The organism is Fertoeibacter niger (assembly GCF_009380135.2).
Lineage (GTDB): Bacteria > Pseudomonadota > Alphaproteobacteria > Rhodobacterales > Rhodobacteraceae > Fertoeibacter > Fertoeibacter niger.
On the sequence record NZ_WHUT02000009.1, the window covers coordinates 1 to 15689 of the forward strand.

The 15689-nt window shown below is 63.8% G+C and carries 13 protein-coding genes; 6 read left to right on the forward strand and 7 right to left on the reverse strand.

Annotated features, from left to right (window positions below; all coding sequences use genetic code 11):
• From GEU84_RS14845 to GEU84_RS14855, 3 genes are all read right to left on the reverse strand, one after another.
• On the reverse strand, positions 1-2709 hold a 2709-nt coding region (locus GEU84_RS14845), incomplete at its 3' end, for an efflux RND transporter permease subunit (RefSeq protein ID WP_174539902.1).
• A 10-nt stretch (positions 2710-2719) separates the two neighbouring features.
• The gene (locus GEU84_RS14850) at positions 2720-3823 is read right to left on the reverse strand and encodes an efflux RND transporter periplasmic adaptor subunit (RefSeq protein ID WP_338144811.1); all 1104 of its coding nucleotides are present in this window, start codon (positions 3821-3823) and stop codon (positions 2720-2722) included.
• A gap of 85 nt (positions 3824-3908) precedes the next feature.
• On the reverse strand, positions 3909-4526 hold the full coding sequence (locus GEU84_RS14855) for a TetR/AcrR family transcriptional regulator (protein ID WP_152827724.1): 618 nt from the start codon (positions 4524-4526) through the stop codon (positions 3909-3911).
• Positions 4527-4838: 312 nt separating this feature from the next.
• On the opposite strand from GEU84_RS14855, the gene purU reads away from it, so the two are divergent.
• Positions 4839-5723: a formyltetrahydrofolate deformylase gene (gene purU, locus GEU84_RS14860; RefSeq protein WP_152827722.1), complete on the forward strand. Its 885-nt coding sequence runs from the start codon at positions 4839-4841 to the stop codon at positions 5721-5723.
• A 75-nt stretch (positions 5724-5798) separates the two neighbouring features.
• Here the strand turns inward: purU and GEU84_RS14865 are convergent, their stop codons facing one another.
• The gene (locus GEU84_RS14865) at positions 5799-6827 is read right to left on the reverse strand and encodes a replication initiation protein (protein WP_152827720.1); all 1029 of its coding nucleotides are present in this window, start codon (positions 6825-6827) and stop codon (positions 5799-5801) included.
• A 601-nt stretch (positions 6828-7428) separates the two neighbouring features.
• Between GEU84_RS14865 and GEU84_RS14870 the strand changes: the two genes are divergently transcribed.
• The gene (locus GEU84_RS14870; RefSeq protein ID WP_152827718.1) at positions 7429-8631 is read left to right on the forward strand and encodes an AAA family ATPase; all 1203 of its coding nucleotides are present in this window, start codon (positions 7429-7431) and stop codon (positions 8629-8631) included.
• The gene (locus GEU84_RS14875) at positions 8628-9599 is read left to right on the forward strand and encodes a ParB/RepB/Spo0J family partition protein (protein ID WP_152827716.1); all 972 of its coding nucleotides are present in this window, start codon (positions 8628-8630) and stop codon (positions 9597-9599) included. The genes GEU84_RS14870 and GEU84_RS14875 overlap by 4 nt, the downstream gene beginning before the upstream one ends.
• A gap of 188 nt (positions 9600-9787) precedes the next feature.
• Here the strand turns inward: GEU84_RS14875 and GEU84_RS14880 are convergent, their stop codons facing one another.
• Both GEU84_RS14880 and GEU84_RS14885 read right to left on the reverse strand, forming a co-directional pair.
• A complete protein-coding gene (locus GEU84_RS14880; protein ID WP_338144818.1) occupies positions 9788-9976 on the reverse strand; it encodes a DUF3734 domain-containing protein in 189 nt (62 codons plus the stop codon).
• A 99-nt stretch (positions 9977-10075) separates the two neighbouring features.
• A complete protein-coding gene (locus GEU84_RS14885; protein ID WP_152827712.1) occupies positions 10076-10852 on the reverse strand; it encodes a 3-hydroxybutyrate dehydrogenase in 777 nt (258 codons plus the stop codon).
• 302 nt (positions 10853-11154) lie between these two features.
• On the opposite strand from GEU84_RS14885, the gene pstS reads away from it, so the two are divergent.
• The 3 genes from pstS to GEU84_RS14900 all read left to right on the forward strand — a co-directional run bounded on the left by pstS (position 11155) and on the right by GEU84_RS14900 (position 15192).
• Positions 11155-12222, forward strand: a complete 1068-nt coding sequence (gene pstS / locus GEU84_RS14890; RefSeq protein ID WP_174539903.1) for a phosphate ABC transporter substrate-binding protein PstS — start codon at positions 11155-11157, stop codon at positions 12220-12222.
• A gap of 77 nt (positions 12223-12299) precedes the next feature.
• Positions 12300-14036 (forward strand): Na/Pi cotransporter family protein, encoded by a 1737-nt coding sequence (locus GEU84_RS14895; protein WP_152827708.1) that lies wholly within the window; start codon positions 12300-12302, stop codon positions 14034-14036.
• Positions 14037-14136: 100 nt separating this feature from the next.
• Positions 14137-15192, forward strand: a complete 1056-nt coding sequence (locus GEU84_RS14900) for a tyrosine-type recombinase/integrase (protein ID WP_152827706.1) — start codon at positions 14137-14139, stop codon at positions 15190-15192.
• Here the strand turns inward: GEU84_RS14900 and GEU84_RS14905 are convergent.
• Positions 15189-15602 (reverse strand): MarR family winged helix-turn-helix transcriptional regulator, encoded by a 414-nt coding sequence (locus GEU84_RS14905; RefSeq protein WP_338144812.1) that lies wholly within the window; start codon positions 15600-15602, stop codon positions 15189-15191. The genes GEU84_RS14900 and GEU84_RS14905 overlap by 4 nt on opposite strands.
• Between the last annotated feature and the right edge of the window lie 87 nt (positions 15603-15689).

Consider the following 15689-nt stretch of genomic DNA (forward strand, 5'->3'; position numbering starts at 1 on the left):
CAGGCTGAACAGGATGGTAAAGGGCTGAATGACGGATTTGAACAGCAGGATCAGCACCGTCAGCACCAGCATCAGGCCCATGATCATGGCGTTGCCAAAGCTGGCGGTCAGTTCGGCCTGAATTTCCGCATCGCCCGCCTCGGCCACGCGCACCGAAGGCGGCAGTTCCACGCCGTCGGTGATTTCCTTGAACCGTGCCGATGCGGTGCCAAGCGCCACACCGACGGGCAGGTTGGCCCCGATGGTGGCGCGGCGTTCGCGGTTCAACCTGTCGACCATGCTGGGGCCTTCGGCAATCCGCACATCAGCCACCGTGCTGAGCGGCACTGTCGCGCCGCTGGCGGTGGTGATCTTCAGCGCCTCGATCCGGCCCAGATCCTCGCGCGCGGCGTCGTTCAGCCGCACACGCACCGGGATAAGCCGGTCATCCAGCCCGATCTTGGCCAGCGCCGCATCACCATCGCCCAGGGTCGCCACGCGCACCACTTCGGCGATCTGGCTGGTGGTGATGCCCAGACGCGCCGCCTCTTCCAGCCGGGGGGTGATCTGCACCTCGGGGCGCGGCAAGGCCCCCTCTGATGCGACCTGCGCCAGCAAGGGGTCGCTGCGCAGCGCCGCCTCCAGCCGTGCGACGGCCACGTTCAGGTCAGCCTCGTTTGTGGACAGGATCGAGAAGGAAATATCACGCTCGCCCCGGTCGTTCAGCTTGAAGGCGCGCACATCGGGCACGGCGGCCAGCAGGGTGAAAATCTCGGCCTCGATCTCGGCCTGCGGGCGCAGACGGCCTTCGGCGACCCGGTCGGGGATGTAATCGCCGACGAAAGGAATGGTCTTGCCGATGTCGGTCAGCTTGCCCAGCAGCGAATGGTCGAGCTTGTCCAGCAGCACGGTCAGGCTGGCGCGGCGCACATCCAGATCGCCGGTAGGTGACGCGCCGCCAAGCACGAATACGTTGGCCACGCCGTCAACGTCCTTGATGGCATCGACCATGGCCAATGTGGTGCGGTCAGTTTCCTCCAGCGTCGATCCGGGCGGCAATTCCACGCTCATCGGGATGCGGCTGACATCCTCGGGCGGAATGAAGCTGCCCGGAATCTGGATCATGAAATAGACCGATACCGCCAGAATGCCGATGGCCCCCAGCAGCGTCAGGTAACGCGCCTTCAGCGTGCGGCGCACAAAGCCCAGATAGCCGGTCATGATCCAGCCATCTTTCTGATCCTCCTCATGGGCGTCCTTGTCGCGCATGAGGTAAGCGGCCATCATCGGCGTGATCAGACGCGCCACCAGCAGGCTGAACAGCACGGCAATGGCCACCGTCAGACCGAATTGTCGGAAATACTGCCCCGGAATGCCGGGCATGAAGGACACCGGCACGAACACCGCGACGATCGTGAAGGTGGTGGCAATCACCGCCAGACCGATTTCATCGGCCGCCTCGATCGCGGCGCGATAGGGTGTCTTGCCCATGCGTATGTGCCGGGCGATGTTCTCGATCTCGACAATCGCGTCGTCCACCAGAATGCCGGTGGCCAGTGTGATGGCAAGGAAGGACACGAGGTTAAGCGAGAAGCCCAGCATGTCCATCACCCAGAAGGTCGGCACGGCGGACAGCGGCAGCGCCACGGCGGCAATCAGCGTGGCACGCCAGTTCTTCAGGAAGGCAAGCACCACCAGAACAGCCAGCAACGCGCCCTCGATCAGCGTGTGAAGGGCGGCCTCGTAGTTGCCGTAGGTGTAATAAACCGTGTCATCGACCAGCGTCATGTAGACGTCGGGGTTGGTGGCGCGGATCTGGTCCAGCGTTTCATTCACCACCTCGGCCACCGACACTTCGGACGCACCCTTGGCACGGAATACCGCAAAGGTCACAACCTGCTCGCCATCATAGCGCGAGAAGGACCGCAGTTCCTCATAGGTGTCTTTCACCTCGCCCAGATCGCCCAGCCGCACATGCTGGCCGGTGGGCAGGGCGATGGTGGTGGTGGCCAGGTCGGCCACAGTCGATGCATCGCCCAGCGTGCGGATGGCCTGCTCCCCTGCCCCGATGCTGGACCGGCCCGCGCCCAGATCGGTGTTGGTGGCGCGCAGCTGCTGGTTCACCGCCGAAGCGGTGATGCCGAAACTGTCCAGCTTCACCGGGTCAAGCTCCACCCGGATCTCGCGGTCTGCCCCGCCGTAGCGGTCCACCCGGCCGATGCCGGGGCGGCCCTGCAACGACCGGGTGATGGTGTCATCGACGAACCACGACAGTTCCTCGATGGTCATGTTGGGGTTTGACACGGCGAAGGTCATGATTGCCTGACCCTCGACATCAATCCGCGTGACAATCGGGCTTTCGATGTCGCCCGGCAGATCGCCGCGTATCTGGTCGATGGCGTCTTTCACATCCTGCACCGCCTTTTCGGTCGGCACATCCATGCTGAATTCGACGGCAGTGGTGGACACACCATCCGTCACCGATGATATGATGTTCTTGACCCCGGTGATGCCCGCCACGGCATCTTCGATTTCCTTGGTGATCTGGCTTTCCATTTCCGCAGGCGCGGCCCCGGATTGCGCCACCGTCACCGCCACAAGCGGCACGTCGATATTCGGGAAACGGGTGATCGGCAGCGCGTTGAACGACTGCCAGCCCAGCACCATGAGCATGAAGAACCCCAGAATCGGCGCGATGGGGTTGCGGATCGACCAGGCGGAAAAGTTCATGGCAGCTGCCTCAGTTCGTCGCGGCCGGGGCCGGAACAGGGTTTACCCGATCACCGTCGCGCACGAAGGCGGCGGCTTTTGTCACCACAAGGTCGCCGGCCACAAGACCCGCCACCACTTCCACCATGCCGGCATCGCGGATGCCGGTTTGCACCACCACGCGTTCGACAAGGCCGTCACGCACCCGCATCACCGTTGCACCCTCGTCGCTGGCGCCGATGGCGGAAACAGGCACCGCCAGCGCCTCGCGTTCCGCCACCAGAATTTCGGCATCGACGAACATTCCCGGGCGCAGCAGGTCGGGCGTATCCACCGTGATCCGCGCACGGCCCAGACGGGTCTGCATGTCGATGCTGGGCTCTACCAGCCGCACGGTGCCCGTCAGGGGTTCGGCAGCGGCTACCGAGGACAGCCGCGCCACCTGCCCCGGCTTCAGCCGCAGCAGATCACGTTCCGCCACATCGGCGCGCAGTTCCAGCGCACCGTCGCGGTTGATGGCGAACATCGGCTCGCCCGCCGCACTGGCCACGGCTCCGACCAGCGCGTTGCGCTCCACCACTTCACCCGAAACCGGGGCCACAACCTCGGTGCGCGACAATTGCAGGTCGATATTCTCGATCTGCGCCTCCACCAGCTTGGCCTGCGCGCGGGCAGCTTCCAGCGACTGCACGGCCACCGTGACGCCCGCCGTGGCCGAAATGGCCCGGGCCGAGGTCTGTTCGGCTGCCGCCTGCGTGGCTGCCCCCTGTCTTACCAATTGTGCGGTGCGGGCATTGGCGCGCTGCGCCTCGTCGGCATTGGCCCGCGCCTCCAGCTGCTGAGCCTCGGCCTGGGCCACCGTGGCCGCTGCCGAGGCGCGCGACGCGATCAGTTCGCTTTTCTGCAATTCCAGCGAGGTTTTTGACAGCCGGGCCAGAACCTGCCCTTCTGTCACACGGTCGCCGATCTCCACCTCCAGCGTCTCGATGGGCTGGCCTTCGATCAGCGGCTGCACCTGCACCCGTTCAACCGCGCCGACCATACCAGATGCCAGCAGCCTGTCGCGCATCAGCCGGGTTTCCACGGTGGAAACCGTGATGGCTGGCAGCGCGGCGCGCGGCGCTTCGGGTGTCACGGCGGTTTCTGCCGCCAACGGTCCTGAAAGCCCGGCTGACAGGGCCGCAACTGCAAGAATTCGAAACACTACACACCCGGTCATGTCAGCCCTTCACATCGTCAGGAGAGATTTCATTCAGCATATGGTCGATGTTGCGCCGGATCAGCGCAACTACATCGGCCTGCGACACATTTTCCACCTGCGCCACCATGGCGGCAGACTTTACCATCATCACGATCACCGCCGCATGCGCCCCGAAGCGCCGGGCCGCCTCGGGGCCGGGCAAGCCCGTTGCATGGGCAAAAATCGTGATCAGATAGCCCGCAATCTCTGTTTCCATCCGGGTCAGAACCTGCGCGATTTCCGGTTTTCGCAGGGCCGCAGCGCAGATTTCCGCCCACAGCGGGCCGTCCTCATCACAGACCTTGCCACTGACACGCTCGGCAATCGTCTGGCGCAGGCGCACCATAGGCGCAGGGGAGTTGATGATGGCGGCGAAGTCTTGCTCTGTCTCGGCCAGATCACGTGCCACCAACGCCTCGATGATTGCGGCCTTTGACGGGAAATAGCGGTAGAAATTGCCCACGCTCATGCCGGCCGCACGCGCCAGATCCTGCATCGACGCGCCGTCAAAACCCTTGGCTATGAAAATCTGGCGGATGCTTGACAGGATCGCATCGCTGCGATCGTCTGCCGTTGTCTCAAGGGCGGTCTGCGGCATTTCGGATTGATCCGTTGTGGTGTTTGGCCGTGCAGGTTTCGATCATGTGTGACCAGTGTTGACAGGTCGGCGCTGGGGTCAATCTGCGCGGGCCAGCCGCGCGAATGAACGTTCATTCACCGACATAGTGACCCCGCGTCATGGGTCAAGTGCAATTCATGCTGCAACTGAAAAAATCCCCCTGCCCTTTTCGGCACGGGTCAGTTCGGGCGATGTCCGAAAACGTCAACAAGCCGTCGCTTTGGGCTGTTGACGGGTTTGCCCGGGCGCGCTAGCCGCAATATCAGCCGTTTTCGTGCCAGAGGAAGCCCCATGTCGCAATTCGTTCTCACCGTAACTTGCCCTTCACGCCGCGGGATCGTCGCCGCGATCGCAGGCTATCTCGCAGAAAACGGCTGCAACATCATCGATAGCGCCCAATTTGACGATCTGGAAACCGGGCGATTCTTCATGCGCGTGGGCTTTACCCCCGAAACCGGCGCGACGCTGGATGCGCTGACCAGCGGGTTTGCTGCCACCGCCCAGGCCTTTGCGATGGATTGGGCGATGCATGACCGCGCCCGCAAGGCCAAGGTTCTGCTGATGGTGTCGAACTTCGGCCATTGCCTGAATGATCTGCTTTACCGTTGGCGCATCGGTGCGCTGCCGGTCGAGATTGTGGGCGTGGTGTCGAACCACCTGACCTATCAGAAAGTGGTGGTGAACCACGACATCCCCTTTCACCACATCAAGGTGACAAAGGACAACAAGCCCGAGGCCGAGGCGCGGCTGCTGGCGCTGGTGGACGATTCAGGAGCCGAACTGGTGGTGCTTGCGCGCTATATGCAAGTGCTGTCGGATGCGTTCTGCACGCGGATGTCGGGGCGGATCATCAACATCCACCATTCGTTCTTGCCGTCGTTCAAGGGGGCCAACCCCTACAAGCAGGCCTATGAGCGGGGGGTCAAGCTGATCGGGGCCACCGCGCATTATGTGACCGCCGATCTGGACGAAGGCCCGATCATCGAGCAGGACACCGTGCGCATCACCCATGCGCAATCGTCCGAAGATTATGTCAGCCTGGGGCGCGATGTGGAGGCTTCGGTTCTGGCGCGGGCTATCCACGCCCATATCCACCACCGGGTTTTCCCGAACGGCAACAAGACGGTGGTGTTTCCCGCGTCGCCCGGCGGCTATGCGTCGGAACGCATGGGCTGACCAGCAAAGGGCAGGCGGGATGGCAAAGCTCGCCTGCCCCGAGGTTGGGCAACCCAAAAATTGCCAATTGGCAATTCACACCGGGTTGCGGGCCGCAAAGGTGCGGAAGAAGGCGAGAAAGGCCCGGTCGGGGTCATCGGCGGACGGTTTTCCCGCCGCCCAGGCGCGCCATTCGCCCTCGACAAAATAGATGTCATAGCCCGCGTGGCGCAGGCGGGCGGTTTCATAGGTTTCGCTGCGCAGCGCAGGGCCGCGCGCATCCAGCCAGCCCGGCCTGGGGCGCAGCACGGGTTGCGGAGCCTCGGCCACAGGTTCGGTCCGTCCCTCGGCCCTGGCCCGCCGCCCCACCTTGGAAAACTGCAACGCCCGCCCCGCCGCACCGGTGGCATCACCATCCTTGCGCCACCAGCGCAATTCCACATGGCTGACGGCGCGACCTGTCTTGATCGGCTCGATCTCCACCATGAAATCCGACAGCGCGTTCACCTCGGCCACCGCCGGGTCAATGGCCCGCAGCTTCAGGTTCGACCACGAGGAAAGCTTGCCCTTCGGCACGCCCATGATGCCGCGCAGCGCCTCCAGACTAAAACGCTCGGATGCCTTCCAGCGCAGGTTGCCGCGCTTCTGCACCATCTCATACAGCGTCAACGCATATTTGGACGACAGCGCGAACATCACCTCGCGCTGCAACCGGGCAAAGACTTGGCTGTTGCCGATGATCTTGCGCAAACGCGCGGGGATTTCGTATTCGATCATCCCATCGGCCCGCAGAGCCTCGATATTGCCGCCCAGCAGTTGCACCCGCTCGATCGCCGACTCGCCGTCCCAGCTGACCGCAACCTTGACGATGGCCGACATCAGCCGCTCAAGGCTTTCACCGATCCGGTCGTTGGAATTGTGGCTGCCGCGCAGGGAGGCCTTGGCGATCAGATGCGTCACCGGCTTGTCGATGGCCTCCCATGCGTTTTCAAGCAACTGGTTGTAGATGCGCCGGTCGTTCAGCGTCAGCGGCGTCACTTCTATCAGATCCACCAGCTCTCCTGGCTTGACCAGACTTTCGGCATTGGGCCGCGCATCCACCGTGCGATATGATCGTTCCGCCATGCCAGCCCTACCTGCAACCGCTTACTTTTGTAGCCCATCATCCGTAAGGTTTCAAGCCGGGGCCACATCGCCACCCAAAAGGTAAGAGATCAGCAGGATACAGCACGAAAACCGATTCGCAGGCATATGCTTTCAAAGGGAAAAAACACCGCGTTTGCCAGGCAGGGCGCACTCACCCAATCTGTAAGATTATCCCCCACCCGAAATGTAGCGCCAGACCGCCCGATTCGTAAGCCGCCGCGGCCCGGGATGTAAGCGCAGCGCACCCGGAATGTAACGGATGAACCCGAAATAAGGTTTGGTTTCAAAGAGCTGCCTGTGATGAATCTTGAATCAACTAGAAAAGGAACCCAAAGGCGGTTTGTCTGATTTGATTTTACAGTTGAGCTCAAACGGCCCGGCCTCAAGGCCCCTTACAAAATGGGTGGAAAACCTGCCGGCGCAACGTCAGATATGCAACTGGATCGAAGATCGCAGGAAATGCCGTTATCAGGGGCATGAACCGCCAACTTTCGCTTTTCCCGGCGATACCCCAGATAATCCGAACTTTACCTCACGATCGGAATAGCGCATGATTTCGCCACATCATCCGGGAATGCGCATGGATACCACAGTTCTGCCCCCCGTCACACTCGACGAACTGGCGCTGCTGACGCGGCGGGCCTCGACCGTCATCGATCGCTTGCGCGAGCGGGTCTTCGCGCCAGGCACACAAAAGCAGCTTGATCTGCGGTTCAACGTGCGCACCGCCGCCGAAATGGCGGGGCGCACCGAAAAGGCGATCCGCGATGCCGAGGCCGATGGACGTCTGCCCGCACCGGAAAAGGATGACACCACCGGGCGGCGCAACGGCTATGCGCTCAGCGACGTGAACCGCATGCGCGAGGTGTTCGGCACCCTGCCGCACCGGGCCGCCGATGATCCGCCGCTGGTTCTGGCGGTGCAGAATTTCAAGGGCGGGGTGGGCAAATCCACTGTTGTCACCCATCTGGCGCAGTATTTCGCCCTGAAAGGCTACCGCGTCTGCGTGATCGACTGCGACAGCCAAGCCTCGACCACCGCGATTTTCGGGCTGAATCCCGATGTCGATGTGGATGAAGAGGAAGACACGCTTTACCCGTTCTTCCGCCACGGTGGCCCCAAGTCGCTGCATTATGCCCTGCGTGCGACCTACTGGCCGGGCATTGCCGTGATCCCGGCCAATCTGGGCCTTTACGACGCCGAGTATGAATTTGCCGCCCGCATGGCGCGCGAACCCACCTTCATCCTTGACCGGCTGCGCGAGGGGGTGGAAACCATCTCCGACCAGTTCGACATCATCATTCTTGACCCGCCACCTGCGCTGGGGATGCTGTCGCTGTCTGTTCTGCGGGCTGCATCGGCGCTGATCATCCCCGCACCGCCCAACAATATCGACTTCGCCTCCACCGCGCATTTCCTGAAGATGATGGAGGCGACGCTTTCCGAATTGTCGCGCCACGGCGGCGCGCGGTCTTACAGCTTTGTCAAAATCCTTGCGTCGAAGATGAATGACCAGAAATCCGCCCATGTGGCCATCAAGCGCATGATGGATGCCGTGTTTCCGCAGGACATGCTGCAGGCCGTGCTGAAAGACAGCGCCGAGATTGACAATGCCACCGCCAATCTGGGCACGGTCTATGAGATGACCGGCCCCGGCACACGCACCGAAACCCATCGCCGTTGCCGCGCCTATCTGGATGCGGTGGGCCGCGAGGTGGAGCTTTTGGCGCGCAAGACCTGGCCCAGCCATCACCGCGCCCTGCGCAAGGAGGGTCTGCTATGAGCAAACGCCACGACGCGATTTTCGATGATGTGCTGAAGGGCATGTCGGCGCCCGAGGCCCCAGCTGCCGACGACCGGGGCGGCACCCGTTTTTTGCGCCGCGCCAACGCGTTGGCAGATGCGGGCGCGCGCGAGGAAAAGGTGCTGCGCTGGGTTGACCCGGAAACCTGCGTGATGTGGGCACGGCACAACCGCGCCTATGATCTGCTGAATGCCGAAAATTGCCGTGACCTGATCGACAGTCTCAAGGCGCAGGGCCAGCAGGAATTTCCCGCCATCGTGCGGCGGCATGCCGGGGCAGGGGCAGATTACGAGGTGATCTGCGGCGCACGGCGGCACTTCGCCGTGTCCTGGCTGCGCGCCAACAATTACCCGCAGTTCCGCTATCTGATCGAAGTGCGCGACCTGACGGATGAAGAGGCGTTCCGCCTGTCTGACATCGAAAACCGCGACCGTGAGGATCTGTCGGATTTCGAGCGGGCGCGTGACTATGCGGCGGCGCTCGACCTCTACTATGGTGGGCGGCAAAAGGCGATGGCGGAACGGCTGGAGGTTTCCGAAGGCTGGCTGTCACGCTATCTGCAACTGGCGCGCTTGCCTGCGTTGGTCGTGGCGGCCTGGCCCTCGATCCGCGAGTTGAAAGAGCTGCATGCGCGGGCGCTGAAGCCCCTGCTGGCCGAGCCCGACAGCGAAGGGCGTGTGCTGGCGGAGGCTGCCCGGATCGGTGCAGAACAGCAGGCGGCACGGGCGGGGCAGGGGGTGCCGGTGCCCGCGCTGAAGGTGCTTGACCGGCTGAAGCGGGCTGGCGAGGGGCCACGGCCTGCCCGCACGACCGGGCCAGTTCCGGTTGCCGGTTTGACGATGCGCAAGCGCGGCAAGACCGTGACGCTTGAATTCCCCGACTCTTTGCCCGAGGCAGATCTGCGCGCGGCGCTGGACAGGTTTCTGGCAGAGCGCTTTGACAAATAGAAAATTGCCAATTGGCAATTTCGCCAAGCCCATGCCCGCAGGATGACGAAACCCGCAAAGGCGGGCAGGCATGGGCGAGGCTGGCACAAGGTTAAATTACGAACTATCAGATACTTGCACGGATGATGCGCATGGAAAAGCCGCCCATGCGCATCACCACACGCCTCGGTTCCCGCTGAGCGACAGCCTCAGGCGGGATCGCCCCAAGGCACATCATGCCCGGTTGCACCCCCGGTTTCGGTCGGCATTTCCAGCCAGTCATGCTGCGCAATCCTGCGGCGCGCTTCTTCCAGACCCGCCTGCCAGTGTTCCTGCATCAAGGTGCCAGAACACGGGTGATCCCGCTCCCTCGTCAGTCTTCTGCCGATGGACCAGATGCGCGATGTTGATCCGTGGCACCTCGGCGGTGTCGGCCAGCAACGCCCGGCACCGGGGCGGGCGGCATTCTCGCCGTGGTCATTTCTCGCGCAGCGGGCTCAATGGGCCGTCCAGCCGCCATCGATGGATTGCACGGTGCCGGTGATCGACCCGGCCTCATCCGAGGCCAGATAGGCCACCAGCCCGGCCACCTGATCAATGGTGACAAAGGCCTTGGTCGGTTGCGCGGCCAGCAGCACGTCCTGGATCACCTGCTGTTCGGTCATTCCGCGCGCGGCCATGGTTTCTGGAATCTGCTTTTCCACCAGCGGGGTCCAGACATAGCCGGGGGCGATGGCATTGGCGGTCACGCCATGCGGCGCCACTTCCAGTGCCACGGTCTTGGTCAGCCCGGCCAACCCGTGCTTTGCCGCGACATAGGCCGATTTGTAGGGCGAGGCCACCAGCGCATGCGCCGAGGCGATGTTCAGGATGCGGCCCCAGCCGCGCGCCTTCATGCCCGGCACCGCGGCGCGGATGGTATGGAACGCCGCTGTCAGGTTGATGGCCACGATCGCATCCCATTTCGCCACCGGAAAATCCTCGACCGGGCTGACAAACTGGATGCCCGCGTTGTTCACCAGCACATCCACGCCGCCAAAGGCTTCATCCGCCTCGGCCATCATGGCGGCGATCGCATCCGCATCCATCATGTTGGCAGAGGAGTAGCGGCAGACGACGCCGAACTCGTCGGCAATCGCCGCGCGTTCCGCCTCGGCTGCATCCAGATCGCCCAGCCCGTTCAGCATGATGTTCATGCCGCCCTGCGCCAGACGCCGCGCCACCGCCAGACCGATCCCGCTGGTCGATCCCGTCACCACTGCCGAACGCTGCATCGCAGCCCCCTTTGCCTGAGTATCACGGCTCCCTGCCACTGTCGGCCACCGCAACCCCAGCGCCTAGCGCGCACAGGTGTCGCGCCGATGACGGAACGGCGAAATTTCCGCTATGGGGCTCGCTTGCCAAATCGCCGCAAGCCAGGATTTTACTGCAGGCCCGGCACACGCGACGCCACGTCAACAAAGCGTTACCGGCGGGGTCTAGGAGTCGCGTTGCAACGGGCTGGTGGCAGGTCGGAGGTTCAATCGACCGGCATGCCCCGGCGAGTATGCGGACACAGCCGATGGGGGCTTTTCACATGTCTGGATTGATCTGGAAACAGGCGGCGGCAGGGTTTGCTGTCTGTGCCGCACTGCTGATGCCTGCAAAAACCGCCGAGGCAGACCCGATTTTGGGTGCCGGTTCCACCTTTGCCTTCCCGATGATCGCATCCTGGTCGGAAGGCTTGCAGATCGACCGCGCCGGCGGCACCGACTATGTGCCCAATGACGCGGGTGTCGATTACGAGCCGGTGGGTTCGGTTGGCGGCATGATGCGGCTGGCCCAGCCACAGGTCGATTTCGCGGCCACCGATGCGCCGTTGCCACCAGCCGAGCTGGAGGCGCGTAACCTGGCGCAGTTTCCCATTGTGGTGGGCGGACTGGCCGTTGTGGTGAACCTGCCCGGCGTGGAAAGCGGGCAGATGCAGATGCCCCGGGCCGTGCTGGCCGACATGTATCTCGGCCGCATCACCCGCTGGTCTGATGCGGCGCTGGCCGCCGCCAATCCGGGGCTGACGCTGCCTGACCTGCCGGTCAACGTGGTGGCGCGGCTGGATGGTTCAGGCTCCACCATGACCTTTACGCAATATCTGGCGCGGTCCAGCGCCGACTGGGCCGCAGCGCATGGCGCAGATACGCGGATCGACTGGCCCGCGGGCATCAGCGTCAAGGGCAGCGGCAAGATCGTGCAGGCGGTGCAGACCACGCCCGGCGCCATCGGTTATGTCGAATACGGCCAGGCCACCCGCGCCGGGCTGACCACCGTGGCGGTGGAGAATGCCGCCGGGGCCTTCATCGCCCCGTCGCCCGAAGCCTTCGCGCAAACCGCACGGCAGGCAAGCTGGGCCGAAGAGCAGGGGTTTTACCTGCATCTGACCGGCATCGACGCCGCCGATGCCTATCCGATAACGACGGCCACTTTCGCGCTGATGCGCAAGGGCGACACCGCTTCCCGCACCCTGCGCACGCTTTACTTCTTCAACTACGCGCTGGAACGCGGTGCCGACCGGGCGCGCGGTCTGGGCTATGTGCCCCTGCCCAAGACGCTGGTGGCACAGGTACAGAATTCCTGGCGCAAGACATTGCCGGGTGCCGAGGGGTTCTGACCCCTCCACCCCATTACGTTCCCGACCCTGCCTGACCCTGCCCCCGCACACGGGCGGCATCATGAAAGGACTGTGAAATGGAAGTCGATATTTTCAGAGAGATGATCGTGCCGATCATCGGCGGCCTCGGGATCTTCCTCCTTGGGCTGGATTTCATGTCGAACGGCATCCAGTCGCTCGCCGTGAACAAGATGCGTGCGCTGCTGGCCAAGTTTGCAGGCACGCCGGTAAAGGGCGTGATTGCGGGCACGATGATCACAGGGGTGCTGCAATCCTCTACCGCCATGACGGTGATGACGGTGGGCCTTGTGAACGCGGGCGTCATCGCGCTGCGGCCCGCGATCAGCGTCATCATGGGCGCCAACGTGGGCACCACGCTGGGCAACGGGCTGATCGCTCTGCCGCTGGGGCCGCTGGGCCTGCTGTTTGCGGGCATTGCCGCGCTGTTCTACGTGTTCGGCAAATCCGAGCGGATGCGCAACATCGCGCTGGCCTGCATGGGCTTTGGCCTGATCTTCTACGGTCTGAACCTGATGACCGGCGGCCTGAAGCCCTTGCGCAACATGCCCGAGATCATGGGCGTCATCTCCAGCCTGACCGCCGACAGCTTTGTGGGCTTGCTCAGCTGCGTGCTGATCGCCGCCTGCATCACCGCGCTGATCCACTCCTCCTCGGCCACCATCGGCATCGTGATGGGCCTCGGCGCTGCGGGTGTGCTGGACTGGCAGACCGCAGTGGCCTTTTCGCTGGGCGCCGACCTGGGCACCACGATCACATCTTGGATGGCCTCGCTGAACCTGTCGAAAAACGCCAAGCGCGCGGCCTATGCGCATATCTCGTTCAACTTCATCGGCGTGGCGGTGATGCTGCCGCTGTTCTTCCCCGCGATGATGCTGCTGGAATATGTGATGGGCTTCTTTGGTGGCGATCCGGCAGTGCCGGTGATGGTGGACGGCGAAGCCACCTATCCGCTGGTGCCTGTGGCGGTTGGCCTTTATTCCACCGCCTTCAACATCTTCAACCTCTGCCTGCTGTTCCCCTTTGTCGGTGTGTTCGAGAATGTGCTGCAACGCATCGGCCGCACCCTGTCGGAAGACATCGAGGATTTCTCGACACCGCGCTATCTGAGCGGTGAACTGTCCAAAGACCTGCTGCGCGCCGTGCCTGCGGTAGAGGCTGAAACCAGACGCCATCTGGAGGCGGGGGCCCTGTTTCTGGCCATCGCCCGGGGTGCCAAACATGCGCCCTCCGACCTGAACGAACACCACACGGCGGTGGATATTCTGAACCGCGACATCCGCAAGTTCTCGGCAGATCTCTTCCGTGACGACATGCCGGTCGAACAGCTTGATCTGGTCGGCAGCCTGATCGAAGAGGCTGATTTTACCGCCAGCCTTGCGGAATCGCTGCATCAGGTGGCCCGCCGGGTGAAACGGGAAGAGTTCGGCTCTCAGGCGATGGTGATGGTCGAGGCGGGCCTGACCCGGCTGGATGCCGCCCTGGGCCGCATTCTGCCCCTGCCCGCTGGCATGCCGGTGCCGATGATGCCCGCTGGCCATGTGCAGACCGACCCGATCGAGGTGTTGCGCAATCGCGTGCTGACCACGGGCACCGGCATATCTTCGGCCGAGCGCGGGGCCATTCTGGCGATCTTTGGCAGCATCGAGCGCGCCGAACTGCTGATCGACCGGATCGAGGCGGAACGCCGCTCGGTCAACCGCGCCGAAGTGCTGGAAAAGGTGCGCCCGATGTTTGCGGCCCCCGCCCGCAGCGATGACAGCACCGGCAGCTTCAGCCCGGTTCCGGCAGAGTAACCTGTCACCACTGCACATCCGCCCCGGGGCAACCGGGGCGGATGTTCTCTTTTCGTGCCTTTTCCTTGCACAATGCGCGCTGCTGCCGCAATGTGCGGCCATGAGCCTGCCGCAATCCCCGCTTCCCGTCCCGCTGCTGCGCCTGTCCGAAGCGGACGAGGCGGCGCTGACCGATCTTTACATCCGTGGCACCCCGGCCAACACCCTGCGCGCTTATGAGCGTGACCTGATCTACCTGACCGCCTGGAAGGCCGTGACCTTCGGCAAACCGCTGGCTTGGCCCGAGGCCGATGCCGTCGCCCTGCGATTCGTGCTGGATCATGCGCGTGATCTGGCGACGGCCCCATCCGATGATGCCGCCCGTCAGACCGCCGAGGTGCTGATGGCGCAGGGTCTGCGCCGCAGTCTGGCCTGCCCCGCCCCCGCCACGCTTGACCGCCGCATCGCAAGCTGGCAGGCGTTTCACCGTATGCGCAACCTTGTCTCGCCGTTCGAGGCGCCCTTGGTGCGGCAGGCCCGCGCCAAGGCCCGCCGCGCCGCCTCGCGCCCCCGGCAACCCAAATCGGCCCGGCCCATCACGCTGCCCTTGCTGGAAAAACTGCTGGCCACCTGCGACAACAGCCTGCGCGGGCTGCGTGACCGCGCGATCCTCAGCCTTGGTTTCGCATCCGGCGGGCGACGGCGATCGGAACTGACCAGCCTGAGGCTTGACGACATCGGGACCGAGGATTTTGCCGCCAAGGGCCTGTTGTGGATCAGGCTGTTGGAAACAAAAACCACGGCCAGGGGCACCGCGCCCAAGCTGGTGCTGAAAGGGCGACCCGCCCGCGCGCTGATGGGCTGGATCATCGCGTTGCGTGCCGATGACGGCCCGCTGTTCCGGCCCATTTCCAAATCGGGGCGCGCCCTGCCGCGCCGCATGGCCCCCGATGCTATCCGCATCATCCTGACGCACCGGCTGGCGCTGGCGGGTCTGCCCGCCGACCATGCCTCGCCGCACGGGCTGCGGTCCGGCTTTCTGACCCAGGCGGCATTGGAGGGTGCGCCGATCCAGGCGGCCATGCGGCTGTCGCTGCACCGTTCGGTGGCACAGGCGCAACGCTATTACGATGATGTGGAAATCGAGGAAAATCCGGCGACCGACCTGATGGGTTAGGTGAGCCGTGTCAGCAACGCCATCAACTGCACCCGTTCGTCGGACGACAAGGGCTCCATCGTGCGGTCGGACACCTGCAAGGCCCTGTCCAGCGACTGCGCCAGCAGCGACTGCCCGGCCTCGGTCAAGGCGACGGTCAGGCGGCGCTTGTCGGCGGCATTGGCGGATGTGGCCACCAGCCCCTGCCGGGCCAGCCGGTCCACCACGCCCTTGATCGTCGCCGCATCCATCGCCGTCGCCCGCCCCAGATGATTCTGCGACAGCGGCCCCAGCTCTTCCAGCCGCGCAATGACAGCGAATTGGGTGGTGGTCACTTCGGGGATCATCTCGGAAAACAACGCCAGATGGCGCTGCGTCACGCGGCGCAGCACATAGCCGATCTGGTCATCCAGCACATAGGGAGGCGGCACTTTTTTCACCCTTCCCCGATAGCCAAGGCCGCGCGCCAGCGCAAGGCAGTTGACAGGGCCGGTTCAGTCACCGCATCATGTTTGCAC

Coding starts and splice junctions, on each gene's coding strand:
- pstS (WP_174539903.1), top strand. CDS start 11,155: ATGTCTGGATTGATCTGGAAACAGGCGGCGGCAGGGTTTGCTGTCTGT.
- GEU84_RS14895 (WP_152827708.1), top strand. CDS start 12,300: ATGGAAGTCGATATTTTCAGAGAGATGATCGTGCCGATCATCGGCGGC.
- GEU84_RS14900 (WP_152827706.1), top strand. CDS start 14,137: ATGAGCCTGCCGCAATCCCCGCTTCCCGTCCCGCTGCTGCGCCTGTCC.
- GEU84_RS14870 (WP_152827718.1), top strand. CDS start 7,429: ATGGATACCACAGTTCTGCCCCCCGTCACACTCGACGAACTGGCGCTG.
- GEU84_RS14855 (WP_152827724.1), bottom strand. CDS start 4,526: ATGCCGCAGACCGCCCTTGAGACAACGGCAGACGATCGCAGCGATGCG.
- GEU84_RS14865 (WP_152827720.1), bottom strand. CDS start 6,827: ATGGCGGAACGATCATATCGCACGGTGGATGCGCGGCCCAATGCCGAA.
- purU (WP_152827722.1), top strand. CDS start 4,839: ATGTCGCAATTCGTTCTCACCGTAACTTGCCCTTCACGCCGCGGGATC.
- GEU84_RS14875 (WP_152827716.1), top strand. CDS start 8,628: ATGAGCAAACGCCACGACGCGATTTTCGATGATGTGCTGAAGGGCATG.
- GEU84_RS14885 (WP_152827712.1), bottom strand. CDS start 10,852: ATGCAGCGTTCGGCAGTGGTGACGGGATCGACCAGCGGGATCGGTCTG.